This is a genomic window from Pseudomonas sp. PONIH3 (genome assembly GCF_002934345.1).
Lineage (GTDB): Bacteria > Pseudomonadota > Gammaproteobacteria > Pseudomonadales > Pseudomonadaceae > Aquipseudomonas > Aquipseudomonas soli.
In genome coordinates, this window is record NZ_CP026386.1 from 5,243,552 (window position 1) to 5,269,165 (window position 25,614).

Annotated in this window: 18 protein-coding genes, 2 tRNA genes and 2 rRNA genes; 17 read left to right on the forward strand and 5 right to left on the reverse strand. The window is 60.5% G+C overall.

Annotated features, from left to right (window positions below; all coding sequences use genetic code 11):
- Positions 1 to 27 precede the first annotated feature (27 nt).
- From C3F42_RS24285 to C3F42_RS24345, 13 genes are all read left to right on the forward strand, one after another.
- Positions 28 to 104, forward strand: a tRNA-Ile gene (locus C3F42_RS24285).
- A gap of 24 nt (positions 105 to 128) precedes the next feature.
- Positions 129 to 204 (forward strand) — tRNA-Ala (locus tag C3F42_RS24290).
- A 245-nt stretch (positions 205 to 449) separates the two neighbouring features.
- A 23S ribosomal RNA gene (locus C3F42_RS24295) occupies positions 450 to 3,343 on the forward strand.
- 133 nt (positions 3,344 to 3,476) lie between these two features.
- A 5S ribosomal RNA gene (rrf, locus tag C3F42_RS24300) occupies positions 3,477 to 3,592 on the forward strand.
- A 357-nt stretch (positions 3,593 to 3,949) separates the two neighbouring features.
- Complete coding sequence (locus C3F42_RS24305; protein WP_094011782.1) at positions 3,950 to 5,593, forward strand: acetolactate synthase large subunit; 1,644 nt, start codon at positions 3,950 to 3,952, stop codon at positions 5,591 to 5,593.
- Between the two features lie 187 nt (positions 5,594 to 5,780).
- Entirely contained in the window at positions 5,781 to 7,727 is a 1,947-nt protein-coding gene (locus C3F42_RS24310; RefSeq protein WP_104445006.1) for an FAD-dependent oxidoreductase, read from the forward strand.
- 135 nt (positions 7,728 to 7,862) lie between these two features.
- Positions 7,863 to 8,759, forward strand: a complete 897-nt coding sequence (locus C3F42_RS24315) for a nitrilase family protein (protein WP_023629318.1) — start codon at positions 7,863 to 7,865, stop codon at positions 8,757 to 8,759.
- Positions 8,760 to 8,852: 93 nt separating this feature from the next.
- The gene (locus tag C3F42_RS24320) at positions 8,853 to 9,920 is read left to right on the forward strand and encodes a hypothetical protein (protein ID WP_256586313.1); all 1,068 of its coding nucleotides are present in this window, start codon (positions 8,853 to 8,855) and stop codon (positions 9,918 to 9,920) included.
- The gene (locus C3F42_RS24325) at positions 9,917 to 10,894 is read left to right on the forward strand and encodes an asparaginase (protein ID WP_104445008.1); all 978 of its coding nucleotides are present in this window, start codon (positions 9,917 to 9,919) and stop codon (positions 10,892 to 10,894) included. Before C3F42_RS24320 ends, C3F42_RS24325 begins: the two co-directional genes overlap by 4 nt.
- An 81-nt stretch (positions 10,895 to 10,975) precedes the next feature.
- On the forward strand, positions 10,976 to 11,530 hold the full coding sequence (locus tag C3F42_RS24330; RefSeq protein ID WP_023629321.1) for a UPF0149 family protein: 555 nt from the start codon (positions 10,976 to 10,978) through the stop codon (positions 11,528 to 11,530).
- Between the two features lie 177 nt (positions 11,531 to 11,707).
- On the forward strand, positions 11,708 to 12,337 hold the full coding sequence (locus tag C3F42_RS24335; RefSeq protein ID WP_046854507.1) for a glutathione S-transferase family protein: 630 nt from the start codon (positions 11,708 to 11,710) through the stop codon (positions 12,335 to 12,337).
- Between the two features lie 18 nt (positions 12,338 to 12,355).
- Complete coding sequence (locus tag C3F42_RS24340; RefSeq protein ID WP_104445009.1) at positions 12,356 to 14,371, forward strand: pyridoxamine 5'-phosphate oxidase family protein; 2,016 nt, start codon at positions 12,356 to 12,358, stop codon at positions 14,369 to 14,371.
- Between the two features lie 46 nt (positions 14,372 to 14,417).
- Positions 14,418 to 15,317, forward strand: a complete 900-nt coding sequence (locus C3F42_RS24345) for a LysR family transcriptional regulator (protein ID WP_094011790.1) — start codon at positions 14,418 to 14,420, stop codon at positions 15,315 to 15,317.
- 17 nt (positions 15,318 to 15,334) lie between these two features.
- Here C3F42_RS24345 and C3F42_RS24350 read toward each other — a convergent pair whose 3' ends face one another.
- The 3 genes from C3F42_RS24350 to C3F42_RS24360 form a co-directional block, all read right to left on the reverse strand.
- On the reverse strand, positions 15,335 to 16,765 hold the full coding sequence (locus C3F42_RS24350) for a PLP-dependent aminotransferase family protein (protein ID WP_104445010.1): 1,431 nt from the start codon (positions 16,763 to 16,765) through the stop codon (positions 15,335 to 15,337).
- 17 nt (positions 16,766 to 16,782) lie between these two features.
- Positions 16,783 to 18,213: an L-lactate permease gene (locus C3F42_RS24355; protein ID WP_104445011.1), complete on the reverse strand. Its 1,431-nt coding sequence runs from the start codon at positions 18,211 to 18,213 to the stop codon at positions 16,783 to 16,785.
- Between the two features lie 210 nt (positions 18,214 to 18,423).
- Positions 18,424 to 19,905, reverse strand: coding sequence for a PLP-dependent aminotransferase family protein (locus C3F42_RS24360; RefSeq protein WP_104445012.1), 1,482 nt, complete (start codon positions 19,903 to 19,905; stop codon positions 18,424 to 18,426).
- A 224-nt stretch (positions 19,906 to 20,129) separates the two neighbouring features.
- Here C3F42_RS24360 and C3F42_RS24365 point away from each other — a divergent pair, with 224 nt between their 5' ends.
- Both C3F42_RS24365 and C3F42_RS24370 read left to right on the forward strand, forming a co-directional pair.
- Positions 20,130 to 20,600, forward strand: a complete 471-nt coding sequence (locus C3F42_RS24365) for a GNAT family N-acetyltransferase (RefSeq protein WP_104445013.1) — start codon at positions 20,130 to 20,132, stop codon at positions 20,598 to 20,600.
- Positions 20,601 to 20,842: 242 nt separating this feature from the next.
- Complete coding sequence (locus tag C3F42_RS24370; protein WP_023628809.1) at positions 20,843 to 21,163, forward strand: helix-turn-helix domain-containing protein; 321 nt, start codon at positions 20,843 to 20,845, stop codon at positions 21,161 to 21,163.
- 38 nt (positions 21,164 to 21,201) lie between these two features.
- Here C3F42_RS24370 and C3F42_RS24375 read toward each other — a convergent pair whose 3' ends face one another.
- The gene (locus C3F42_RS24375; RefSeq protein ID WP_104445014.1) at positions 21,202 to 21,741 is read right to left on the reverse strand and encodes a Bro-N domain-containing protein; all 540 of its coding nucleotides are present in this window, start codon (positions 21,739 to 21,741) and stop codon (positions 21,202 to 21,204) included.
- Between the two features lie 523 nt (positions 21,742 to 22,264).
- Here C3F42_RS24375 and C3F42_RS29480 point away from each other — a divergent pair.
- Together C3F42_RS29480 and C3F42_RS29485 are read left to right on the forward strand one after the other, a co-directional pair.
- A complete protein-coding gene (locus tag C3F42_RS29480) occupies positions 22,265 to 23,152 on the forward strand; it encodes a sce7726 family protein (RefSeq protein ID WP_158659588.1) in 888 nt (295 codons plus the stop codon).
- On the forward strand, positions 23,113 to 24,039 hold the full coding sequence (locus tag C3F42_RS29485; RefSeq protein WP_158659589.1) for a sce7725 family protein: 927 nt from the start codon (positions 23,113 to 23,115) through the stop codon (positions 24,037 to 24,039). The genes C3F42_RS29480 and C3F42_RS29485 overlap by 40 nt, the downstream gene beginning before the upstream one ends.
- A gap of 178 nt (positions 24,040 to 24,217) precedes the next feature.
- On the opposite strand, the gene C3F42_RS24380 is transcribed toward C3F42_RS29485, so the two are convergent.
- Positions 24,218 to 25,468, reverse strand: a complete 1,251-nt coding sequence (locus tag C3F42_RS24380) for a ribonucleotide-diphosphate reductase subunit beta (RefSeq protein ID WP_038706634.1) — start codon at positions 25,466 to 25,468, stop codon at positions 24,218 to 24,220.
- Positions 25,469 to 25,614 lie beyond the last annotated feature (146 nt).

A 25,614-nucleotide genomic window follows, 5' to 3' on the forward strand; every position in this document is an offset into this window, starting at 1 on the left:
GACGATGCTGTAACGCGACCCTGTTATAGGTCTGTAGCTCAGTTGGTTAGAGCGCACCCCTGATAAGGGTGAGGTCGGCAGTTCAAATCTGCCCAGACCTACCAATTACTTGGTGCGGCTGGTCAAATGGGGCCATAGCTCAGCTGGGAGAGCGCCTGCCTTGCACGCAGGAGGTCAGCGGTTCGATCCCGCTTGGCTCCACCACTCTTTCAGGTTTCGCAGCACTGCTCAGAACTTAGAAATGAACATTCGGTGATGAATGTTGATTTCTGACTTTTGTCAGATCGTTCTTTAAAAATTCGGATATGTGATAGAAATAGACTGAACACCAGTTTCACTGCTGGTGGATCAGGCTAAGGTAAAATTTGTGAGTTCTGCTCGAAAGAGCGACGTGCGAATTTTCGGCGAATGTCGTCTTCACAGTATAACCAGATTGCTTGGGGTTATATGGTCAAGTGAAGAAGCGCATACGGTGGATGCCTTGGCAGTCAGAGGCGATGAAAGACGTGGTAGCCTGCGATAAGCTTTGGGGAGTCGGCAAACAGACTGTGATCCAGAGATCTCTGAATGGGGGAACCCAGCCAGCACAAGCTGGTTATCTTGTACTGAATACATAGGTGCAAGAGGCGAACCAGGGGAACTGAAACATCTAAGTACCCTGAGGAAAAGAAATCAACCGAGATTCCCTTAGTAGTGGCGAGCGAACGGGGACCAGCCCTTAAGCTGGTTTGAGATTAGTGGAACGCTCTGGAAAGTGCGGCCATAGTGGGTGATAGCCCCGTACACGAAAATCTCTTGCCAGTGAAATCGAGTAGGACGGAGCACGAGAAACTTTGTCTGAACATGGGGGGACCATCCTCCAAGGCTAAATACTACTGACTGACCGATAGTGAACCAGTACCGTGAGGGAAAGGCGAAAAGAACCCCGGAGAGGGGAGTGAAATAGAACCTGAAACCGTATGCGTACAAACAGTGGGAGCCTACTTTGTTAGGTGACTGCGTACCTTTTGTATAATGGGTCAGCGACTTATATTCAGTGGCGAGCTTAACCGAATAGGGGAGGCGTAGCGAAAGCGAGTCTTAATAGGGCGCTTTAGTCGCTGGGTATAGACCCGAAACCGGGCGATCTATCCATGGGCAGGTTGAAGGTTAGGTAACACTGACTGGAGGACCGAACCGACTACCGTTGAAAAGTTAGCGGATGACCTGTGGATCGGAGTGAAAGGCTAATCAAGCTCGGAGATAGCTGGTTCTCCTCGAAAGCTATTTAGGTAGCGCCTCATGTATCACTGTAGGGGGTAGAGCACTGTTTCGGCTAGGGGGTCATCCCGACTTACCAAACCGATGCAAACTCCGAATACCTACAAGTGCCGAGCATGGGAGACACACGGCGGGTGCTAACGTCCGTCGTGAAAAGGGAAACAACCCAGACCGTCAGCTAAGGTCCCAAAGTCATGGTTAAGTGGGAAACGATGTGGGAAGGCTTAGACAGCTAGGAGGTTGGCTTAGAAGCAGCCACCCTTTAAAGAAAGCGTAATAGCTCACTAGTCGAGTCGGCCTGCGCGGAAGATGTAACGGGGCTCAAACCATGCACCGAAGCTACGGGTATCACCTTTAGGTGATGCGGTAGAGGAGCGTTCTGTAAGCCTGTGAAGGTGAGTTGAGAAGCTTGCTGGAGGTATCAGAAGTGCGAATGCTGACATGAGTAACGACAATGCGAGTGAAAAACTCGCACGCCGAAAGACCAAGGTTTCCTGCGCAACGTTAATCGACGCAGGGTTAGTCGGTCCCTAAGGCGAGGCTGAAAAGCGTAGTCGATGGAAAACAGGTTAATATTCCTGTACTTCCAGTTATTGCGATGGAGGGACGGAGAAGGCTAGGCCAGCTTGGCGTTGGTTGTCCAAGTTTAAGGTGGTAGGCTGAGATCTTAGGCAAATCCGGGATCTCAAGGCCGAGAGCTGATGACGAGTGCTCATTAGAGCGCGAAGTGGTTGATGCCATGCTTCCAAGAAAAGCTCCTAAGCTTCAGATAACTGGGAACCGTACCCCAAACCGACACAGGTGGTTAGGTAGAGAATACCAAGGCGCTTGAGAGAACTCGGGTGAAGGAACTAGGCAAAATGGCACCGTAACTTCGGGAGAAGGTGCGCCGGTGAGGGTGAAGCACTTGCTGCGTAAGCCCACGCCGGTCGAAGATACCAGGCCGCTGCGACTGTTTATTAAAAACACAGCACTCTGCAAACACGAAAGTGGACGTATAGGGTGTGACGCCTGCCCGGTGCCGGAAGGTTAATTGATGGGGTTAGCGCAAGCGAAGCTCTTGATCGAAGCCCCGGTAAACGGCGGCCGTAACTATAACGGTCCTAAGGTAGCGAAATTCCTTGTCGGGTAAGTTCCGACCTGCACGAATGGCGTAACGATGGCGGCGCTGTCTCCACCCGAGACTCAGTGAAATTGAAATCGCTGTGAAGATGCAGTGTATCCGCGGCTAGACGGAAAGACCCCGTGAACCTTTACTATAGCTTTGCACTGGACTTTGAGCTTGCTTGTGTAGGATAGGTGGGAGGCTTTGAAGTGGGGACGCCAGTTCTCATGGAGCCATCCTTGAAATACCACCCTGGCAACCTTGAGGTTCTAACTCAGGTCCGTTATCCGGATCGAGGACAGTGTATGGTGGGTAGTTTGACTGGGGCGGTCTCCTCCCAAAGAGTAACGGAGGAGTACGAAGGTGCGCTCAGACCGGTCGGAAATCGGTCGTAGAGTATAAAGGCAAAAGCGCGCTTGACTGCGAGACACACACGTCGAGCAGGTACGAAAGTAGGTCTTAGTGATCCGGTGGTTCTGTATGGAAGGGCCATCGCTCAACGGATAAAAGGTACTCCGGGGATAACAGGCTGATACCGCCCAAGAGTTCATATCGACGGCGGTGTTTGGCACCTCGATGTCGGCTCATCACATCCTGGGGCTGAAGCCGGTCCCAAGGGTATGGCTGTTCGCCATTTAAAGTGGTACGCGAGCTGGGTTTAGAACGTCGTGAGACAGTTCGGTCCCTATCTGCCGTGGACGTTTGAGATTTGAGAGGGGCTGCTCCTAGTACGAGAGGACCGGAGTGGACGAACCTCTGGTGTTCCGGTTGTCACGCCAGTGGCATTGCCGGGTAGCTATGTTCGGAAGAGATAACCGCTGAAAGCATCTAAGCGGGAAACTTGCCTCAAGATGAGATCTCACTGGAGCCTTGAGCTCCCTGAAGGGCCGTCGAAGACTACGACGTTGATAGGTTGGGTGTGTAAGCGCTGTGAGGCGTTGAGCTAACCAATACTAATTGCCCGTGAGGCTTGACCATATAACACCCAAGCAATTTGCTCACGCAGATTGCGGTGGTGAAGACGAAACGAACCGAAAGTTCGCGACGAACCACAAGATCACATATCCGAATTGGCTGGCATGTCTGCAAGGACGTACTGGCAACCGAATTTCTTGACGACCATAGAGCATTGGAACCACCTGATCCCATCCCGAACTCAGTAGTGAAACGATGCATCGCCGATGGTAGTGTGGGGTTTCCCCATGTGAGAGTAGGTCATCGTCAAGATTCATTTCGCAAAACCCCTATCTGCGCGAGCAGGTAGGGGTTTTGTCTTTGTGCCCGGAAAAGTCTGTGGGGCTGGCTTGCCGGCGATGCGCTGCGTCAGCGGCGCTCTCTACGGCTGATTGGCTTCATCGCAGACATCCCTGCGTTCACCGCAAATATCCTTTGCTCGTCGGCTACCTCACACCGCCTCGTCACAGGTGCGACAATATTGCCGTCACATTAAGTGACTTCCCCACACCTACCCTGCGTCAAGGCTTAGGTTCGGGGCAATCCTGGCACCCGGACCGAGCGATGCCAGCGTACCGTGCTGCGCATTTCTGGACTTTCACCGTCCTATTACTTGAGGTTAGAAGCAAGATGGCCAAGGCCGCCGATGTCGTTGTGCAATGCCTGGAAAACGAAGGTGTCGAGTATGTGTTCGGCATTCCTGGTGAGGAAAACCTCGACCTGCTCGAGTCCCTGCGCAAGTCGAAGATCAAGCTGGTACTGACCCGCCACGAACAGTCCGCGGGCTTCATGGCCGCCACCTATGGCCGCCTGACCGGCAAGACCGGCGTCAGCCTGTCGACCCTCGGCCCTGGCGCGACCAACCTGGTGACCGCCAGCGCCTACGCCTACCTGGGCGGCATGCCGATGATGATGATCACCGGCCAGAAGCCGATCAAGAAGTCCAAGCAAGGCCGCTTCCAGATCATCGACGTGTGCGGCATGATGGACCCCATCACCAAGTACACCCACCAGTTCGCTTCGGCCGACAACATCCCTGCGCGCATGCGTGAAGCCTTCCGCCTGGCTGAAGAAGAGAAGCCGGGCGCCGTGCACCTGGAACTGCCGGAAGACATCGCCGCCGAGCAGACCGATGCCCTGCCGATCCCGCGCAGCCTGCACCGTCGCCCGCTGGCCGAGCACGTGGCCATCGAAGCCGCCGTCGAGAAGCTGAAGAACGCCCGTAACCCGATCCTGGTGATCGGCGCCGGCGCCAACCGCAAGATGACTGCCAAGGTCCTCAAGCAACTGATCGACAAGACCGGCATCCCGTTCATCACCACCCAGATGGGTAAAGGTGTGGTCGACGAGCGCCACCCGCGCTTCCTGGGCAACGCCGCGCTGTCCTCCGGCGATTTTGTACATCGTGCGGTTGAAGCCGCCGACCTGATCGTCAACATCGGCCACGACGTGATCGAGAAGCCACCGTTCTTCATGGTCCGTGGCGGTACCGAAGTGATCCACGTCAGCTTCCGTTCGGCCGAGGTGGATGCCGTGTACTTCCCGCAGGTGGAAGTGATCGGCGACATCGCCAACGCCGTGTGGCAGATCAGCGAAGCGCTGACCGACACCAGCCACTGGGACTTCACCCGCCTGATGGCCATCCGCGAAGCCAACGAAGCGCAGATCGCCGAAGGCGCTGACGACAACCGCTTCCCGGTCTACCCGCAGCGCATGGTTGCCGACATCCGCCGCGCCCTGCCGTCCGAAGGCATCGTCGCCCTGGACAACGGCATCTACAAGATCTGGTTCGCCCGCAACTACAAGGCGCACAAACCCAACACCGTGCTGCTGGACAACGCCCTGGCGACCATGGGCGCCGGCCTGCCATCGGCCATGGCATCGCACCTGGTCTACCCGGATCGCCCGGTGATCTCGGTCTGCGGCGACGGCGGCTTCATGATGAACAGCCAGGAGCTGGAAACGGCAGTTCGCTTAGGGATGCACATCACCGTGGTCATCCTGCGTGACGACGGCTACGGCATGATCCGCTGGAAGCAGGCCAACATGGGCTTCACCGATTTCGGCCTGGACTACGGCAACCCGGACTTCGTCAAATACGCCGAAGCCTACGGTGCCAATGGCCACCGCGTGGAGAGCGCCGAAGGCTTCCTGCCGCTGCTCGAACACTGCATCAAGACCCCGGGCGTGCACGTGATCGACTGCCCGGTCGACTACAGCGAGAACGACCGCATCCTCAACAGCGAGCTGCGTGAGCGCGCGCTGGCGGTCTAAACCGTAGCACCCTCATCGCGGGGCAATCCTGCTCCCACGTTGTGCAAGAACAACGTGGGTGCGGGATTGCCCCGTGATTGCGTCTGTTCTGGCAACGACGCACTCAGCACCGCGATACCCATCTACCACTCACCATCTCCCGGCTCTCGGCATGCTCAGGCTCCACCTACCCTGAGAACCCGAAACCATGACCATCGGTTCAACGCACAACCATCCCGCCCACCTGGCCGTCGAGCCGCATACTCCAGTGCTGCCATGGGCCGCGCGCTTCCCGAACCCGCCTGACCTGTGTTTTGACTACCGACGTCTTGTTGAACAACAAGGTGGCATTGCCCAGGCTGCTCGTCCTGCACATCGCATCTGCATTGTCGGTGCTGGCGTCACCGGCCTTAGCGTCGCACGTGAACTGCTGCGCTGTGGTTTCACCCATATCACCCTGATCGAGCAGGCCCGGCGTATCGGGGGACGTCATCTCACCGTTTCGACCCCGGCTGACAAGTCACCAGCACACACCGCCCCCTTCGAGATGGGCGCGATGCGCATGCCGTTCTTCAACCGAAGCGGCGAGCCGCCCAAAGCCGGACGTTCATTGATGGCTTACTACGCAGACCTGTTCGACCTGCGGCTTTCCAACTTCCCCAACCCTGGCACGCAGTGGGTCAATGCGACGGGTATCTACCTGCGTGAAGGCCAGCTGGAAGGGGAGTGCGATCCGAAGTTGCTGATCTGGAAGAATTCCGAAGGTCACACCCCGCCACCTACTGCAGTACTGCAGAAGATTCATGGCAAGTGGCGACGCTTTGCCGAGCGCTTTGCTGAACAGGTGGCCGCCATTTACGGCACAGAAGGTTGGCTGGCGATGTGGTCGGCAATCGTCGAGCGATATCACAGGCTGTCATTCCGGGATCTCGTATTGCTGCCGATCCAGGAGGCTTGGGACCCTGCCAATCCAGGCGATTTCGGCGGTCTTGGGATGGACCGTGAAGAGTCGGCGATCTTCTACGCAATTGGCATCGGTGATGGCAGCTGGGGCGCCTTCTACGACGTGAGCTGCCTCTATCCGCTGCGCACCGCCATTTTCGGGTTCAGCAGCCACCTGCAGCTTGTGCATGGGCGTGTAGATGAAAGGGGGCGAGTGCTTGCAGCGCCGTATCAGGATGCCGAGACCGTGCCCGACAGCAGAGGCCTGCATTTCCAGGCGCCTGCCTACCTGGGGATCGCCGCGTTGGATGAGGCCCTGCTGTTCATGGACATCGCTGGCTTGGGCGAGTCTTTGTACAGCCAATGCGTGGCGCGTAAGGATGGCTTGCTGACGGACAGCACTGTTCATGGCCTGCACAAACTGGCCGATGGCCGCATCCGAGTCGATTACCGTTGGCGGCACAGCGATGACGCCAAGGTTCAGCCGATGAGTGACGTGTTCGATAGCGTAGTGCTTACCACGCCGTCCTGGTGGATCGAAACAGGGATGCGTCTGGACGGGTTCTCCCGGAGCATGCTGCCACCGGCCATTGTCGAGGCCTGGAAGCACGCCCATTGGGAGACCAGCTGCAAGGTTTATGCGCCGCTGCGTAAAAGCTTTCTCGATCAGCATCCGCATCTACCGCAGATCCTGGTCACCGACAGCTTTGTGCACGATGTCCATGCCTACCGTTACAACGATCAGCACAGCCGCGATTGCATCCTGCTCAGCTACACCTGGGAGGACGATGCCACCAAGCTGGCGGCGTATTCAGACACCGAGCTGGTGGAAAAATGCGTGGCGGAACTCGATCGGATTCTGTTGCGTTGTACCAACATTGGTGAGCCCATCTCGCCGCATATCGACATTGGAAACACCCGCATACAAAGATGGATGACAGACAGGAATGCACTCGGCTGTGCGAAATTGTACCGGGCAGGTGCCTACTACGACGCGGTTAGCCTGATGAAATACAACCGTGACCTGAGCGCCCATTCAGGGCTTTACCTCGCCGGTGAGTCCTTCTCTGTCGATGCCGGCTGGACCGAACCGTGTCTGCGCACCGCCATCGACACCGTGATCAACCTCTGCAACAACACGGGTGCTCACTTCAAGGGTGGCTTCAGCCTTGAGCACTATCCGCATTATCAGGTGCCTCGACAGCCGCTCTGAAACAACTTTGTAGGAGTGCTCCTCCACGTTTTTTCGCAATCTCCCCCAGTTCCAGAGGATCCTGCTGACTGTCGTTCCATCTGCCATGCCCGTTCTACTGGCGGCCTTCCACAACAACCAGAACAGGAAGCCGCCATGCAGGAACACACTATTCCCGTCAGCCCCGTGCGCATTGCCGTCATCCAGTACGACCCGCAGGTCGGCCTCGACCATTGCGATGGCAACCTGAGCCGTGGCCTGGCCCTGGCCCGCCGCGCCGCGTGTGAAGGGGCGAACCTGATCGTACTGCCAGAGCTGGCCAACACCGGCTATACCTTCAACTCTCGCGCCGAGGCCTATGCTCACGCCGAGTCGCTGGATGGTGGGCGAAGCCTTGATGCCTGGGCGGAGTTCGCCCGTGAGCAGCAGGTGTATCTGGCTGCAGGCTTCGCCGAGCGTGACGGCCTCAAGCTCTTCGACAGCGCCGTGCTGTTCGGCCCGCACGGGCTGCTCGGGCATTACCGCAAGGCGCATCTGTGGAACCAGGAAAAGCTCTGGTTCACCCCTGGAGACCTGGGCTTCCCGGTTTTCGAAACGCCCATCGGCCGCATCGGCCTGCTGATCTGCTGGGACATCTGGTTCCCGGAGGTGCCAAGGCTCATGTCGGCGCAGGGCGCCGACATCATCTGCAGCCTGAACAACTGGGTCTGGACACCGCCGCCGCTGTTCGACGAAGCCGGACGCTGCATGGCCTCGTACCTGACGATGACCGCGGCCCACGTCAACAATGTCTATATCGCCGCCGCCAATCGCATTGGTCGCGAGCGGGGCGGGCGCTTCCTGGGTTGTTCGCTGATTGCCGGCACCAACGGCTGGCCCATAGGCGAGGTGGCCAGTGCCGAGGAGGAGTGTATCCTATATGCCGACGTCGACCTCAGTACCGCCCGCTCGGCGCCGATATGGAACAGCCTGAACGACCTGCCGCGTGACAGGCGTACCGACCTCTACGACACCACCTTGGGGTATCGGCTGCATGCGCCGATGCCACGTTGAGGAGGCGTCATGGAACAGCGTCTTGCTTTACCGCGACAACGGTCGTCGTCGCTGATACTCCTGGGCTTCGCGCTACTGTGCGTTGCCAGCCTGATGTTGGGTGGAGGGCCTGATTATGGGCAGCTCGTCGCAACCCTCGACCAGCCGCTGAGTAGGCTGCGCTGGATAGTCGGCGATATCAGCGAGGTCGCCTTCTACAAGCACGAGTTGCCGGCACTGGGGTTGCTGCTGGGGGCAAGCCTCGCGCACTGGGCCCAGCAGCGGGGCCATCGCTGGCAAGGTTTTGCCATCTGCTACGGCACAGGGCTGTGGCCCTGGCTGATCATCAGCTCGCTGCTCGGCTTGCTGCTCAGCCATGCGTTGTGGGGCTGGACGCTGGACGGTGGTGCCTGGCAGCCGACTTTCGTAGCTTTCGTTTCGCTGCCGGCGGCTATGGTCCTGCTGTTCGGTGGTGGTTGGCGCGTCGCGATCAATGGCGCGCTGCTCGGTGCCGTGCTGGTGACGCCAGCCAGCCTGCTGCTGGTCAACTACCTGTGCTACCCGCTGCAGTTGCCCGTGGTGATCGGCAATGTCAGTGGCATGGCCCTGGCCAGTGTGCTGGCGTTCATCCTGTGCAAGCGGTTTCCGGCGCTGGTTCGCGATGGACAGCGCCCAGAGGTCGCAGCGACGGCGAGCCAGCCGGACTATGGCCTGGTCTGGACCCTGCGTCGGGTACTGGCCGATTTCAGCGAGGCGCCGTTCTTTGGCAATGAACTGGCCAGCCTGGGTTTGCTGCTTGGCGTATTGCTGGCTTATGTATTGGCCCCGTCGGCACCAGCCTACGGTTCGCAACTGGTGTTGCAGATGGTGGCCGGGCAGGGGTTGGCATCGCTGGTCGGTGTGCTGTTTTGGCGACGGCAATGGAAAGAGCGGGGCTGGTATCCGACCTATATTCCCATCGTTTCGATCGTGCCCGCCGCCGTGCTGACTCTGGGTGGCAGCTGGCAGGTGGTCGTCGCCAGCGCAGTGCTCGGCGCGCTGATCGCGCCACCGCTTGCCGTGGCCATCAGCCGGCGACTGCCAGGCTACATGCACGGCTATATCGGCAATGTCCTGTCCATGGCCATCAGTACCCTGGGTATCGTGCCCCTGGTTGGCCTGCTTGCGGGAGGTAACCCATGACAGCACCACTCGTTTCTATCGGCAGCCTGGGCGGTACGGTCAGCATGCAATCCGCGGCGCCGGGGCAGGGTGTGACACCCCGGCTCGACTGTGCCGCTCTGCTGAGCACGCTGCCGCAGTTGCAGACACTGGCGCAAATCAGCACCGCCACGTTGTGCCTGGTGCCGAGCGCCTCCCTGGCATTCACCGACATGCTGGCTGCGCTGGCCTGGGCAAACGCACAAGTGCAAGCGGGAGCCCAGGCCGTGGTACTTACCCAGGGCACCGATACGCTGGAGGAGACCGCGTATTTCCTCGATCTGCTCTGGCCCCATGACACCCCGCTGATCATGACCGGCGCCATGCGCTCGGCCTGCCAGCCGGGCGCAGATGGTCCGGCGAACCTGCTGGCGGCAGTGCAGGTTGCGATAGCCGATGGCAGCCGGGGGCGTGGCGTACTGGTGGTGATCAACGACCAAATCCACTTGGCTGCTCGGGTGCGCAAGACTGCCAGCCTGGCAATGGCGGCCTTCGAATCGCCCGGCGCAGGGGCGATAGGGGAAGTGGAGGAGGGCTGTCCCATCTATCGTCAGGCTGCCGCGCCACGCTGGGTGTTGCCCCTGCCGACGCAGGTCGATCATCAGGTCGTGCTACTGGAGGCGTGCCTTGATGCCGATACGCGTCTGCTGCGAGCCTTTGGTGCCATGGGCTATTCAGGGCTGGTGGTTGCCGGCTTTGGCGCAGGCCATGTCTCCGAAGCCTGGGCCGAGGCTTTGAAGGACGTCGCAGACAGCATGCCAGTGATTATCGCCACCCGCACCGGCAGTGGTTCGACAGCCCGGGGAACCTACGGATTCGTCGGCGGCGAGATCGACCTGCAGGCCCGCGGCCTGCACATGGCTGGCTGGCTTTGCCCGCGCAAATGTCGGCTCTTGTTGTGGCTGCTGGCCGGTAGCGGGCGGCAGGCCGAGCTGGCGCAGTGGCTGCAGCAATAGCCCGATGCCCGCTCTCATGAAGGGAGCGGGCAGGCGTTGCCTATGCTACGGTGCACGCACATTTACACAGGACACCCACCCATGCTCCCCGCGCTCAGCGAAAAAGAACTCGACCGCCTCGAAGACCTGCTGATCACCTACGGCAACGATTATTCGGTACTCAACCTCGCCGAGCTCAACGGTTTCTTCACTGCTCTGGCCAGCTCCCCCAACAAGGTCAACCCTGAGCAGTGGCTGCCTTCTGTCGCCGGTGGCAAGGTGCCCAAGTTCAAGAAGCCCGCCCATGAAGAAGCCTATACCGCGCTGATGCTGCGTTATGCCAGCCAGGTGGCCGAAGAGTTGGCCACCGACCTCGAGGGCTTCGAACCGATGTTCGAAGAGGGCGAGAGTGAAGAGGGCCCGGCGATCATTCTCGAGGAGTGGTGCTTCGGCTACATGCGCGGCACGCAAGTGGCCGAGTGGAGCGAGCTGCCGCCAGAGCAGGATCGTCTGCTCAAGGCCATTTCGCTGCATGGGCTGGAAGACAACTTCGAGCTGCTCGACTCGATGAGCTTCGATGAGCGCCAGGCCTGTGTACCGCTGGTGGTCGAGGCGGCGCGGGGGTTGTACCAGTACCAGAAACAGCACCGGCATTGAGATCGTAACCGCGGGCGCGTGGGAGCGGCGATGCGGCGACCCGACGTGCCCCGCAATTGTGATTATTCCACTTGCCGAAATACTGGATTGCTCCCAGCACTGATTCTGCTGCCGGTCGATCCAGTGCAGCATGTCCTCCAGCAGCGCCACTCCCGGCGCTGACCTGGAGCCCCGCACATGCCAAGCCCGATCAAGCTCTACAACTTCCCCAAGTCCGGCCACGCCCACCGTATCGAGCTGATGCTGTCACTGCTCGAACTGCCTACCGAGCTGGTATTCGTCGACCTGGCCAAGGGTGAACACAAGCAGCCCGAGTTCCTGGCCATCAACCCCTTCGGCCAGGTGCCGGTGATCGATGACAACGGCATCGTCATCGCCGACTCCAACGCCATCCTCGTCTATCTGGCCAAGGCCTATGGCGGCGAGCGCTGGTTGCCCGAGGATCCGGTCGGCGCCGCCCGTGTGCAGCGCTGGTTGTCGGTGGCGGCAGGCCCGTTGGCCTTCGGCCCGGCCGCCGCACGCCTGGTGACTGTATTCGGCGCCTCGTTCAACACCGACGAAGTGATTGGCCGCGCCCACACCCTGCTCAAGGTGATCGACGCCGAACTGGCCAAGGGCCCGTTCCTGGTTGGTGACCAGGCGACCATCGCCGATATCGCCAACTACTCGTACATCGCCCACGCCCCCGAGGGCAACGTGTCGCTGGAGCCGTACGCCAATGTGCGCGCCTGGCTGGCCCGGATCGAGGCGCTGCCGGGCTTCGTGCCGATGCCACGCACCGTCATCGGTTTACAGACCACGCTCTGAACCCAGAGGAATGCCGCCATGCGATCGCCCTGGCATGCAGGTGAAAAACGGCTGCAGGAGCAAGTCGGTGTTGCAGAGCGCATGGAGGTGTTCGGCCAGAAGGTCATCCGCGACTTCATGCCCGACCAGCACCGGGCTTTCTATCACCAGTTGCCGTTCCTGGTGGCGGCTGCCGTGGATGCCGCTGGCACCCCTTGGGCGACGCTGCTCGAAGGCCCGGAAGGCTTCGTCAGCTCGCCCGATCCCCGGCAACTGCTGATCGGCACCGCGCCTGCCGCTGATGACCCAGCCACGCCGAGCCTGGTGGATGGCGGTGCCATTGGCTTGCTGGGGATCGAGCTGCATACCCGGCGACGCAACCGGCTCAATGGCCTGATCCGTCGAGCAGGCAACGGTCAGCTGGAGGTGGTGGTCGAGCAGTCGTTCGGCAACTGCCCCCAGTACATCCAGCTGCGCGAATACACTCGCGTCGATGAGCCGCCGCAGGCGCGTCGGGATTTATCGGCACTCGATGCCGCGTCCCGCGCCATGATCGAAAACGCCGACACCTTCTTTGTCGCCAGTTACGTCGAGCAGGAAACCGGCCAACGTGCCGTGGACGTGTCTCACCGCGGTGGCCGCCCCGGCTTCGTCAGGGTCGAAGGCAATCGCCTGACCATTCCGGACTATGCCGGCAACCTGCATTTCAACACCCTCGGCAACTTGCTGGTCAACCCGGTTGCAGGTCTGTTGTTCGTCGACTTCACCACCGGCGATGTGCTGCAGGTTTCAGGGCGAACCGAGGTGGTTCTCGACAGCCCGCTGATCAGCGCTTTCGAGGGGGCCGAGCGGATCTGGACCCTGGACATCGAGCAGGTGGTGATTCGCCCGACTGCCGTGTCGTTGCGCTGGGCCTTCCAGGAGTACGCGCCCACCAGCCTGATGACCGGTACCTGGAGTGAAGCCCAAGAGCGCCTGCAACAGCGTGAGCGCCAGCGCCAATGGCTGACCTGGCGCGTGCTGCGTATCGAGCAGGAAAGCCGCGATATTCGTTCGTTCTACCTGCAACCCGAGGAGGGCACGGCGGTGGCCTTCGCGCCCGGCCAGCATATTCCCGTGCGCCTGCAGGTTGATGGAGAGGCACCGCTGATCCGCACCTACAGCCTGTCCAGCGCACCGTCCGATGGCCACCTGCGCATCAGCGTCAAGGCGCAGGGGCCTGCCTCACACTACCTGCACCAGCAACTGAAGGTGGGCGACCCTTTGCAGGTGCGCCTGCCCATGGGCAGCTTCACCCTCGATCACACTAGCGACCGCCCCCTTGTGCTGATCGGTGCGGGCGTCGGTATCACCCCATTGATCGCCATGCTGCGCGAACAGTTGGCCTTGGGGCTGGGGCGACGCATCTACCTGTTCCACGGTGGCCGCACGCTGGCCGACCTGCCGTTCCAGCACGAGCTTGCCGAACTCCAACAACACGCCGGTGGCCTGCTGAGCATTCACCGCGCCCTGAGCCTGCCCGAACCCCAAGCCGTGCAGGGCCGCGACTATGCGTTCGCCAGCCGCCTGGGCATCGAGCAGATCAAGGCCACGCTGCCATTGGACGACTACGACTTCTACCTGTGTGGCCCGGCCAGCTTCACCCAGGATCTCTACGAGGGGCTGCGCACGGTGCATGTCCCCGATGCCCGCATCCACGCCGAAGCCTTCGGCCCTTCGACCCTGCGCCGCCATACCGACGACAACCAGCCCACGCTGCAACAACCGCCGCCCGCCAGCGAACCGGTGCCGGTGTACTTCGCCAGCTCAGCCAAGGAAGCGCGTTGGGCGCCTGGTGGCGGTACTTTGCTGGAACTGGCGGAGAGCCGCGGCCTGTCGCCGGACTTCAGTTGCCGCGGTGGCTCTTGTGGCACCTGCAAGACCAAGCTGGTCAGCGGCCAGGTCCACTACCCGAACCCACCCGCCGAGCTGCCCGAAGCCGGCAGCGTGCTGATCTGCTGCGCGGTTCCGGCCCAGGCCGAGGACGGTGTGCAAGCCGTGGTGCTGGAGCTCTAGCGTGCGCACAGGGATAATCGCCCCACGACAACGCGTGGGGCGCGGCATGGACCAGATCCACCTGATGAAAGTGTTCGTGGCCGTCGGCGAGCTGGAAAGCTTCGCCGCCGCCGCCCGCCGCCTGGCCATCTCGCCAGCGGCGGTAACCCGCGCCGTCAGCGCCCTGGAGGAGCAGCTCGGGGTCAAGCTGCTGCTGCGCACCACTCGCAGCGTGCGCCTGACCGAGGCCGGCGGGCGCTATCTGGAAGACACCCGGCATATCCTCGCCAGCATTATCGAAGCCAACGAAGCCGCCGCCGGCATCAATGCCTCGCCCAAGGGCGACCTGGCGGTGACCGCGCCGATCCTGTTCGGCAAGAAGTTCGTCATGCCCTGCATCGTGCGCTACCTGCAGCAGTACCCCGAGGTGGACGTCTCGGCGTTCTTCCTCGACCGCGTGGTGAACCTGGTGGAGGAGGGCATGGACGTGGCCGTGCGCATCGGCCAGTTGCCCGACTCGGGCCTGAAGGCGCTACGGGTGGGCAAGATGCGCCGGTTGCTGTGCGCCTCGCCCGAGTACCTGGAGCGTCATGGCACGCCGCGGCACCCCTCGGAGTTGCAGAAGCACGAGGTCATTGCCGCCGGGACGCTGTCACCTCGCACCGACTGGCGTTTCGGCGCCATCGACGACCCGACGCTGATCCGCATGAAGCCGCGCCTGACCGTGACCAGCAACGACGCCGCCATCGCCGCGGCCAGTGCCGGGCTGGGAATCGCCCGGCTGCTGTCGTACCAGGTGGCGGATGAGGTCGCGGCCGGGCGCTTGCAGGTGATCCTGGCCGAGTACGAGGAAGCGCCCTGGCCGATCCATATCCTGCATCGCGAGAGCAAGTACGGGTCGACCAAGGTGCGCACCTTCATCGACATGCTGGCCGAGCATCTGCGCAGCCATGCGCACCTGAGCTGACCGAGTGGCCTGTCGGCTCAGCTCAGACAAGGCACCTGTGCCTGCCGCGCACACGCCGCCAGTACCTTCAAACCGCCCATCACCTCCGGCGTAATCACCCGCCCAAGACACACCCGCAACCCCGTGCCACATTCCCCATCGGCAAAGAACATCCCGCTGTCGCCCACCTTGCATCCGCGCTCGGCGGCAAGCTCTCGCAATACCGCCATATCCGTCCCTTCCGGCAATTCGAGCCAGTGGATGAATCCTCCAGCAGGCGCTACATACCGCGTCCCCGGTGGAAACTCCGAGCGCACCAGCGTTTCCATCACCTCGGCCTGCGCCGCCAGCCGCCCACGCAGCTTCGCGCAGTGCGCCTCCATGTACCCGCGCCCGATGAACTCGTCCAGCACGCGCTGGGCCAGGCTCGACACCGCCAGGTTGCGCGAAAACAGCTGGGCCAGGATCGCGTCCCGATAACGCCCGGCCACGCACCAGCCCACCCGGTAGCCCGGCGCCACGGTCTTGGAGAACGACGAGCAGTAGATCGTCTGCCCGGTCGCGTCGTAGTGCTTGATCGCCTTCGGGCGCTGCGCCTCGTCCACCAGGTCGAAGAAGATGTCGTCCTCGATGATCGGCACATCCGCCGCCTGCGCCAGGCGCGATAGCTCGGCCCGGGCCGCGTCGGGCATGATGAAGCCGCGAGGGTTTTGCAGCGTCGGGTTGAGGAAGACCACATCGACCTTCTTGCGTTTCAGCGCCCATGCCAGGTGGTCGAGGTCCATGCCGCTGCCTGCGTGGGTGCGCATGGGCAGGGCGCGCATCCCCAGGCGTTCGATGGTCTGCAGGATGCCGTAGTAGGTGGGGGTCTCGATGGCCACCGTGGCGCCCGGCCGGGCCACGGCCTCAAGGGCCAGCTCCAGGGCCACGGTGTCGCCCGAGGTCACCAGGATTTCATCCGGGCCGCAGGCCACGCCGCGCTGCAGCATCAGCCCGGCGATACGTCGGCGCAGCGAGGCCAGGCCAGGCGGGGCGATCAAGCCGGCCAGCGGCTGATCGGCCTTGCTGGCCAGGGTCGTCAGGCATTTGTTCAGCAGCACCTGGGGCGTGAGTTCGTCATGCAGCACCGCCGAGCTCAACGACAACCCGCCGTTGCTGGCGGCCTCGGCAAGCATGGCGACTACCGCGTGGTTGACGTTGACGCTGACACTGGCCAGGTCAAAGCCCTGGACCTGGGCCGCGCCCTTGGCGACGAAATAGCCCACCCGGGGAGTGGCCTGCACATAGGCATTGGCTTCCAACTCCGCCAGGGCCCGTTGCACCGTGGCCAGGCTGCTGTCGAACAGCCGCGCCAGCTCGCGCACCGACGGCAGTTGCGTGCCGGTGGGCCATTCGCCGCTGTCGATCTGGCGCAGCAGCCAGGTGTTGACGATGTGCCAGCGTTTGTCGGGCTTGGGGGTGCTGTCCATGGGGGCCTTGTGTCGTGTCAGGCGGGGGCTCCGGAAAGGTAGAGCAAAACCACGCCGGTTGCAGCCACGATGACGATGTTCAGCAGCACCAGGGCAAAGCCGAAGCGGATCAGCCCGTGCTCTTCCTCGCGGTTGGCCCCGGCCAGCCCGATGATCAGCGACAGGATCGACAGCGAGCCCAGCGCGCCATGCCCGGCGGCGCTGTTGACCATCGCCGCCAGCCACGGGCCGTGGACCGTGGACAGCGCCGCGATGGAGGGCATCACCAGCGTGTTGCCGCCGACATTGGAGCCGGTGACATAGCCGGCCAACCCCGCCAGCAGCGATACCGTCGAGGCCAGCGACACCCCGGACAGCGCCTGCAACGCCCGCTGCGCCTCGACCAGGAAGCCGGCCTTGACCATCACCTGGGACAGCAGCAGGAACAGGAAGATCGTCGCCACCGGGAACCGCGCCCGAGTGACCAGCGCCTGCCATGGGAAGCCCGCGCCCTGGCGGCCGACCATCATCAGCACCACCAGCAGCAAGGCCAGCCCCGGCGAAGCCAGCGGCTTCCACGACACATTGGCGCCGTGCACCACCCACAGCCCGTCCCAGCCCGACAACAGGAACAACGCCCGCGACGCGATGATCACCGCCAACAGGGCCAGGTAAGGCCATGCCGCCTGCGGCCAGCGCACCAGTGCCCCGCGCCGCGCCCAGGAGATACCCAGGCCGACCGCGGCCACCGCCAGCCCGGCCAGCACACCCGAGGCCTCCGGCCCGATCCAGCGGTTGACTGAATACAGCACTGTGCTGAACAGCAGCGAGATCAATCCCAGCCCGAGCCATGCCCGAACACTACGAACACCCGCCAGGCCCAACGCCACGGCGGCCAGGCAGAGGAACACCGGAGCGCTCACCAGTGCTGAATGGCTGCCCAGCTCCTGCGCCGGCACATGCGCCAGCAACGCGCCGATCACCGTCGCCAGCCCAAGCGTGCCCCAAGGCATCACCACCATGCCGGCCAGCGCCATCTTCATGCCGACCTGGCGCGAGAACAGCCCCATCAACAACGGCACGGTAGCGATCAGCGATACGCCGAACCCGGTCATCGCCTCCAGCAGCGGCGCCAGGCCCAGCACGATGAAGATCACCTGCATCGGCGGCGTCCAGCCCAGCTCGCGCACCCAGGCGCCAATCGCCTGCGGCGCGCCGGCGCGCTCGACCAGGATGACGAAGGCCAGGCCCGGGACGATCACGCAGGCGGTACTGAGAAACAGGATCAGCGTGTCTTGCAGGATCGCGCCGGACACCGCCGTCGACAGCGGCTGCGCGGCGCCCAGGCCCCACAGCAGCAAGACACCGGCCACGCCGGCCAGCGCGGCCTGTACGGGCGGGCGGCGCAGCAGCAGGATCAGGGCGATCACCAGGCCTATGGGGGACATTTGCAGCAGCAGGGCAGCCATGATGCGGGTTCCTTTAGCCATCCGGGGGAGTATGGAAGGGATGGTGGAATGAAGGACTAGGCAGCGACAGATACAGGGGGTGGGGGTTTTTCAATACAACCCCAGGGCTTGTGGCGATGGAGCCACCTGTTTGCACCTCCTCTAACGCCAATGCCTGGATTTCTGGGCACTGAGTGCGATATTGGCCGTTAATGCCTGCAATCCGAGGCGTTATCTGGCCAAACCTGCCAGCACCTTCCCCAGTTTCACCATCGCGTCCCTCATCTCGGTGGGCGTCAGTGCCGCAAACCCCATCAGCAAGCCGGCATCGTTCCTCGGCACCGCGTACAAGCTGCCCAGCCCCAACAGATCAATCCCCGCTCCACGTGCCGCCCTGACCACTGCGTCTTCCGCCAAGTCCTGAACGAAGTGGCAGGGCATCTGCAGCCCACCCACCGGCACTTGCGGGCGCAGGAACGCCCCCAGGTGCCGCTGCACCAGGTCCGCCAGCACGTCGCGTCGCTCGGCATAGAGGCTTCGCATTGCCCGCACATGGGCGTTGAAGTGTCCGTCCTCCATGAACCTGGCCAGGGTCAGCTGGGCGATGGATGCGTTGTGGCCATCCTGCAGCGTTCGCGCAGCGGTCATTGGCGCGACGAGCTGGGGCGGCAGCAGCAGGTAGCCGATGCGCAGCCCGGCGCCCAGCGACTTGGTGAAGGTGCCGATGTACAGCGTGCGCGAGTGCGAATCCAAGCCCTGCACACAGGCGGTGGGGCGGCCGGCATAGTGGAACTCGCTGTCGTAGTCGTCCTCGATGATCCACGCCCGCTGCTGGCGCGCCCATTCGATGGCCAGCAGGCGCCGGTCAAGCGACAGGGTGGCGCCGGTCGGGTATTGGTGCGAGGGCGTGAGGAACAGCGCCCGGGCATCCGGCGCTAGCTGGGCCATGCCTTCCACCTGCAGGCCGTGCGCGTCCACCGGCACCGGCACGCCTTGCAGCCCGGCGGCGCTGATGGCCTTGCGGGTGCCCTGGTACAGCGGGTCCTCGACCAGCACCCGGTCGCCTGCGTCCATGAGTACCTGGGCGCACAAGCCCAGGGCCTGCTGCGAGCTGGTGAGGATCAGGATGCGGTCAGCGGATGCCTGCGCGCCGCGTTCGAGGTTGAGGTAGTCGGCGATTGCACTGCGCAAGGCGAGCATGCCCTGTGGCTCGCTGTGTTCCAGGGCACGAGTGCCGTATTGCTTGTATACCTGCCGCTCCAGCTTCTCCCAGACGGCCAGGGGGAAACGCCGGGTTTCTGCCACGCCCGGGGCGAAGGGGCGGGGTGATTGGAAGTTGTGAACGCCACCGCTGTGCAATAGCGCTTCACCTCGGCGGCTCAACTGCACCGGGGCCTCGCTGTGTGACGGCCGCTGGCGCTTACGCAACGGCAGGCAGCGGGCCCGTTGTGACACGAAGCTGCCGCTGCCTACGCGCCGCTCGATAAAGCCCTCGGCGTGCAACTGGCTGTAGGCCGACTCCACGGTATCCCGCGAGACGCCCAGGGAAATTGCCAGCGACCGCGACGCCGGCAGCGGCTTGCCGACCGCCAGGGCACCCTCAAGGATCAACTGGCGGATGGCCCGCTGGATGCGCACATGCCGCGCCAGTGCGCCATGGGCGGGATCCGTTAGCCAGGCTTTTACCGATTCCAGCTGGGCGTGTTTGAACATTGGCCTGGTCCTTGGCGGATGGATTTGAAAGGTGCCTGCCTATCCTGGGGCCGGATCGCGCCCCTGAAAATGGTCTGGTAACTACCGAATAATTGGCAGGTAAAAACCAGCCATTTATCCGCTATAAAACCCAGGTCCGCAAGCAATCGCCAAGGAAGGCAAGCGCTACGGGCAGGCCGGCCCCCTCACTCATTCAGCTGTGTTGTCCAAAAGGGGTTTCAACAATGACCACCACCCAACTGCCCGTTTTCGTACGCGAAGTGAAGCAAGCCGACCTGCAGGCATGGTCCGACTACTGGGCGCAATACCAGGCTTTCTACCAAGTGGACTTGGGCTCAACCATCACCGAGCGCACCTGGGCGCGCTTCTTCGACCCGGCCGAGCCCATGCACTGCGCCGTGGCCACGGACGGCGAGCAAATCTTCGGCTTTGTTCACTATGTGTTCCACCGCTCGACCTGGGGGCGCAATGATTTCTGTTACCTGGAAGACCTGTTCGTGTCGCCGAGTGCGCGGGGGAGGATGATCGGCAAGCGGCTGATCGAGTTCGTCCATGACCAGGCCCGGCAGCAGCGGTGCGACCGGTTGTACTGGCATACCCAGGAGACCAACAAGACTGCGCAGCGGTTGTATGACTGGATTGCCGAGAAGCCGGGGGTGATCGAGTACCGGATGTCGTTGGATGTTGCTCACTAAGTCCATAGTGAGCAGATGAGGGCGTGGGAGCGGGCTTGCCCCGCGAAGGGTGGCACCGGCTTCGGGGTGTAGGTCCCTGTGGCGCACAGCCGCTCCCATGCCCAGGCATCAGAAATTCCCTTTCGAAATCTGCCCGAGTCTTACGGTGCTGTCAGACCATTCAGAAAGACGACCCCTCCCTGGCAGTGGAATACTTAATCCAATATTTTGTGCCTTAACTGCCATCTATTCAGATAACACACATGAATTTGGATTTAAGTCTTACCAAACCCAGTGAACTCATGAGGGCGCTGTGCGAGCGCTTGCGCACCGAGCGGCTCGCTCAACAGATGTCGCAAGCGGAAGTGGCTGCTCGGGCTGGCATCGGCACCAATACTGTGTCCAACCTTGAAACGGGACGTAATGTCGGTTTTGAGAACCTGATCCGAGTGGCGATGGTTCTAGGCCGAAGAAAAGAGCTTGAGGCGCTGTTTTTGCCGAGGGTGGAGTGCATAGCCGACATTGCTCGCTACGAGCTCGGTGCCAAGCGCCAGCGCATCCGGAAGAAGTCAGGGCAGGGTTGAACAGGGCTGCATGGCAGCCCTTTCAGTGATCGCAGGGTTCAATCGCCAACCCCATGTAACCTCAATGCCCGCTGCGCACATTCCTTCCAGCTCAGCTTGCGCCGCTCGGGTACCACCACGGGCAACTCCGCCGCCATCACCAACGGCATATCCCGCATCCGTACCCAAGGCTCACTCTGCCAATACAACAGGCTCGCCGTATGCCCACCCGGCCAGCACATCCTGCCCAGGCGCGGCAGGTCTTCCAGCGCCGAGTCCTGCCCATCGCGCAGCACCGCCACCACCTCATGGGTCAGCCAGTGGCGCAGGTGGCGGTTTTCCGGAATGTGATGATGGGCGAGGAGGGTATAGGCCCCGGACTCGCTGACCATGGTGGTTTCGCCGTACTGGCCGTAGCGCAGCAACTGCACGGTGCGATGCTGGTCCGGGTCGAGCTTGCGGATGCAGTGTTCGTCGAAGAAGCGCCCGGTCATCCGGCCGAGTTCGTGGGCGCAGAACCAGGCTTGGGATTCGAGCCAGAGGGTGTGCAGGGGGCGGTTGTGGCGGGTGAAGAGGGTGGAGTCGTGGAGGTCAGTCATGGCTGGCCTCCCTGGTCCTAAGGGTTTGGAGCAGGCGTGACGCATGTGCGAAAAGCCTGTGAACGCTAGTCTCGATAGGCATTTCCTTTACCTCTACGTGATTGCCAGCTTTCTTAGGGCTGGGTGTCGGGAGTTAAGAAACCCACGTAGAGGCCGGACGTATTCCCCTTTCGGGTCTTGTATTGGTCCACTCCCGACATAACACGTTTTTTGCGCGCGCAGGATTAGACCACAGGCACAAAAAAACCGCATCTGTCGGGAGCGGAACGACCGCTACGTGAGGCGTTTCTTAGGCGCCGTACAAAGGATAGATTCGAACGGAATTTGGGGTCAAATTGGAAGGTGTGGGAAATTTCTGAAAATTAGCTGCTGGTCCAGACCTTTCATCGCACCGCAATTGAAGGTGCACTTTTCCGATGCGCTTATTCTTGCGTCCAGGCTCTCCATGGCTGAAAATTGTCGGATTTCCATCATGTGTGCTCGCAGTATTCCGCAGCCCTTGGAGCGGAACGGATTTATAAAAATGTTGAATATCAATGAGTTAAAGGATTTTTTCTCTAGCCGGAACATTGTCTCTGTCTCTAGAGGCGACCTATCGCTTGTAAATTGTGTGGCTAAGTGCTATCAAGAGAGTCTCCCCCCGTATTTCACTGTTGGAGATGTTTTTGATTATTGTTTTCGAGTTTTAATTAAGAATTACAGGAATGAGTACTGCCTGAAAAATTTGATAGCTAGGAATATTTTTTTGAGTAGGCACGGGGGAGGGGGTGCCACCATGTTCAATGAGTTTCGTGTGGGGGGGAATAAGGCTGATTGTGTGATCGTTAATGGACTTGCGTCTTGTTATGAGATTAAGACCGATTATGATAATTTGGGGCGTCTCTCAACACAGATTGAATCGTATCTGAAGATATTTGATAAAGTTAATGTGGTTGCGTCAGATAAATATCTCGACTCTATAGTCCATGCCGTTCCTGATGAGGTAGGCGTGATCAGAGTTAGCAAAGGTGGGGGGCTGAAGGCGGTTAGACCAGCTAAACAAATAGTAACTCCTATTGATACTGAGGTTTTAATTCGCTCGTTACGGAAAAGCGAGTATATTGCTTTGGTTGAAGATCTTGGGGGTGTTATTCCAGAGGTGGGTAATACGCAGATTTTTAGAGCTTGCTGTAATTTGTTGGGCGAGTTTGATAGCGATAAAGTTAGGCGTTCTTTCAGGCGAGTAATTAAAAAAAGTCGACCTGTGAATAGAGAGTTTTTGTATTCGTTGCCCAGCTCTTTGGTTGGGGCTGGTATTGAATCTGATCTTTCTGTCAATAGCAAGGTACGGCTCATTGAAAATTTAAAATTGACACTGAGTAAGGAAGCTTTATGTATTTCCCAATACTTAAAGGGAAGCAGCATGAGTTAGCTGCGCTAAAGGGGCTGATAGGGCATATAGATGTCGGGAATGTGTGTCCAATATTAGAGCCAGTTAATACCGATTTGCATGCGTTGGCAAGTTCTATTTCGGCGCTCTCTTCTTCTGGCTATGAATTGTGGGTTGTAATTAATCCCTCTCAGGGCAAGTATTCAGGTTACCCAAGGCAGAATATTCATGTTGCTTTGAGTAAGCTTCTGGCAACTCTACCCAGTGGCGGGCGTTTCTTGCCGTGTGTAAAGGTTAACGGTGCGGGTGATCTTTTTGCTATTAATCTACTGGGCTCGATTCAGCAACCTTTTGTCGCATACGTTGAAGGTGTGATTGATGCCGCGCTTGCGTTGGAACTTAAACGAGCGTCGGTGGTAGCATTAAACTCAGATTTGAACTCTTCTTCTACTTGGGCTGGATTTTCTGCGGTAGTGCTTTTTCATGATGGATTTGAGAAAAAGAGCCGGAATTTAGATTATCCGATCGAGTCTTTCTATTCGCGCCTCCATCTAAATTACAAGCTTTCACCGTCGGTTATAGGGTTCGGTGATTACACTGTCTTGCCAGAACGTTATGCTACTGGGGGTGGGCCTGCCTACGTTGTAACTATCCATTTATCTTATCTCAGCGTTGCGCGTAATATGGATATGTACGTTCGGCACTTTTCCTCCCATACAGACGTCAAGTCACAAGTTGATCCTGGCGGGAAGTTTAGGGAGGCACTTTTGCTGCTAGTTGCGTACTGCTCGGCAAATCCACATGATTTTGTCATGACGGCGGGACTTGAAGCGTTGTACGAACTAAATAGGACTGGCCATTATCCAGGTCTTGGGGTCGTTAAGGAAGAGTCTATAAAACACCATATACAGACTCTTTCTCATTTTTGATTCTGATTGCATAAATTAAAGCCTGCCATTAGGCTAATGCCAGTCAGTTAAGAAAAAACGGCGCTTCCCCTTGCTGGGAAAGCGCCGTTTTTTCGTTAGCCTCGTCATCGGTTTGAGGAAGAGGCTGTTCGTTCAGAGGCTTAACTGACTGGCATTAGCCATTAGGCAGCCTTTAAGATCAATCCCAGCTCAACGCCCCACCAGTCTGATACTCAATAACCCGAGTCTCAAAGAAGTTCTTCTCCTTCTTCAAGTCCATGATCTCGCTCATCCATGGGAACGGGTTGGTAGTCCCCGGATACTCTTCCTTCAGACCAATCTGGGTCAGTCGACGGTTGGCAATGAACTTGAGGTAATCCTCCATCATCGCGGCGTTCATGCCCAGCACGCCGCGTGGCATGGTGTCACGGGCGTATTCGATCTCCAGCTGGGTACCCTGCAGGATCATCTGGGTAGCCTCTTCCTTCATCGCGGCATCCCACAGGTGCGGGTTCTCGATCTTGATCTGGTTGATCACGTCGATGCCGAAGTTCAGGTGCATGGACTCGTCACGCAGGATGTACTGGAACTGCTCGGCGACGCCGGTCATCTTGTTGCGGCGGCCCATCGACAGGATCTGGGTGAAGCCGCAGTAGAAGAAGATGCCTTCCAGTACGCAGTAGTAAGCGATCAGGTTGCGCAGCAGCTCTTTGTCGGTTTCGACGGTGCCGGTGTTGAACTCCGGGTCCGAGATGGCGCGGGTGTACTTCAGGCCCCAGGCGGCTTTCTTAGCGACCGATGGGATCTCGTGGTACATGTTGAAGATCTCGCCTTCATCCATGCCCAGCGACTCGATGCAGTACTGGTAGGCGTGGGTGTGGATCGCCTCTTCGAAGGCCTGGCGCAGGATGTACTGGCGGCACTCGGGGTTGGTGATCAGGCGGTACACGGCCAGGGCCAGATTGTTGGCCACCAGGGAGTCGGCGGTGGAGAAGAAGCCGAGGTTGCGCATCACGATGCGGCGCTCGTCTTCGGTCAGGCCGTCCATGCTCTTCCACAGGGCGATGTCGGCGGTCATGTTGACCTCTTGCGGCATCCAGTGGTTGGCGCAGCCGTCGAGGTACTTCTGCCAGGCCCAGTCGTACTTGAACGGGACCAGCTGGTTGAGGTCGGCGCGGCAGTTGATCATGCGCTTTTCGTCAACGGCGACGCGGGCCGAGGAGCCTTCCAGCTCGGCCAGGCCTTCGGCGATGTCCAGGGCGTCCAGGGCAGCCTTGGCGCGTTTGACCGCGTCGGAGTCGGCGGCGGTGGCGGCGCGGGCTTCCAGGGCGGCGGCACCGCCGGCGCTGTCGAGCTTGTCCAGGGTGGTGGTGGCAGCGGCCTGTGCGGCGGTGTTGCCTTTGGCGGCGACTTCGCCGTCTTCTTTGTCGAATTCGTCCCAGCTCAGCATGGTGAGATCTCCTGCTTGAGGGCCATCAATGAGTATGGCCGGTGGATCTTGGTTGCGGTGCGGTGCACGCAAATCTGGAGTGCCCGGGGAGGGCTGACCGGGGCGTTGGGCCCCGGCTTGTTATGTCTGGCTGTGGGGAGGTGCTG

What these genes read in the sequence shown, in the direction of transcription:
- C3F42_RS24335 (WP_046854507.1), top strand. Translation starts at nt 11,708, where the DNA reads ATGCCAAGCCCGATCAAGCTCTACAACTTCCCCAAGTCCGGCCACGCC.
- C3F42_RS29480 (WP_158659588.1), top strand. Translation starts at nt 22,265, where the DNA reads ATGTTGAATATCAATGAGTTAAAGGATTTTTTCTCTAGCCGGAACATT.
- C3F42_RS29485 (WP_158659589.1), top strand. Translation starts at nt 23,113, where the DNA reads ATGTATTTCCCAATACTTAAAGGGAAGCAGCATGAGTTAGCTGCGCTA.
- C3F42_RS24350 (WP_104445010.1), bottom strand. Translation starts at nt 16,765, where the DNA reads ATGGACAGCACCCCCAAGCCCGACAAACGCTGGCACATCGTCAACACC.
- C3F42_RS24310 (WP_104445006.1), top strand. Translation starts at nt 5,781, where the DNA reads ATGACCATCGGTTCAACGCACAACCATCCCGCCCACCTGGCCGTCGAG.
- C3F42_RS24375 (WP_104445014.1), bottom strand. Translation starts at nt 21,741, where the DNA reads ATGACTGACCTCCACGACTCCACCCTCTTCACCCGCCACAACCGCCCC.
- C3F42_RS24370 (WP_023628809.1), top strand. Translation starts at nt 20,843, where the DNA reads ATGAATTTGGATTTAAGTCTTACCAAACCCAGTGAACTCATGAGGGCG.
- C3F42_RS24365 (WP_104445013.1), top strand. Translation starts at nt 20,130, where the DNA reads ATGACCACCACCCAACTGCCCGTTTTCGTACGCGAAGTGAAGCAAGCC.
- C3F42_RS24330 (WP_023629321.1), top strand. Translation starts at nt 10,976, where the DNA reads ATGCTCCCCGCGCTCAGCGAAAAAGAACTCGACCGCCTCGAAGACCTG.
- C3F42_RS24320 (WP_256586313.1), top strand. Translation starts at nt 8,853, where the DNA reads ATGTTGGGTGGAGGGCCTGATTATGGGCAGCTCGTCGCAACCCTCGAC.
- C3F42_RS24325 (WP_104445008.1), top strand. Translation starts at nt 9,917, where the DNA reads ATGACAGCACCACTCGTTTCTATCGGCAGCCTGGGCGGTACGGTCAGC.
- C3F42_RS24305 (WP_094011782.1), top strand. Translation starts at nt 3,950, where the DNA reads ATGGCCAAGGCCGCCGATGTCGTTGTGCAATGCCTGGAAAACGAAGGT.
- C3F42_RS24345 (WP_094011790.1), top strand. Translation starts at nt 14,418, where the DNA reads ATGGACCAGATCCACCTGATGAAAGTGTTCGTGGCCGTCGGCGAGCTG.
- C3F42_RS24360 (WP_104445012.1), bottom strand. Translation starts at nt 19,905, where the DNA reads ATGTTCAAACACGCCCAGCTGGAATCGGTAAAAGCCTGGCTAACGGAT.
- C3F42_RS24355 (WP_104445011.1), bottom strand. Translation starts at nt 18,213, where the DNA reads ATGGCTGCCCTGCTGCTGCAAATGTCCCCCATAGGCCTGGTGATCGCC.
- C3F42_RS24380 (WP_038706634.1), bottom strand. Translation starts at nt 25,468, where the DNA reads ATGCTGAGCTGGGACGAATTCGACAAAGAAGACGGCGAAGTCGCCGCC.
- C3F42_RS24315 (WP_023629318.1), top strand. Translation starts at nt 7,863, where the DNA reads ATGCAGGAACACACTATTCCCGTCAGCCCCGTGCGCATTGCCGTCATC.
- C3F42_RS24340 (WP_104445009.1), top strand. Translation starts at nt 12,356, where the DNA reads ATGCGATCGCCCTGGCATGCAGGTGAAAAACGGCTGCAGGAGCAAGTC.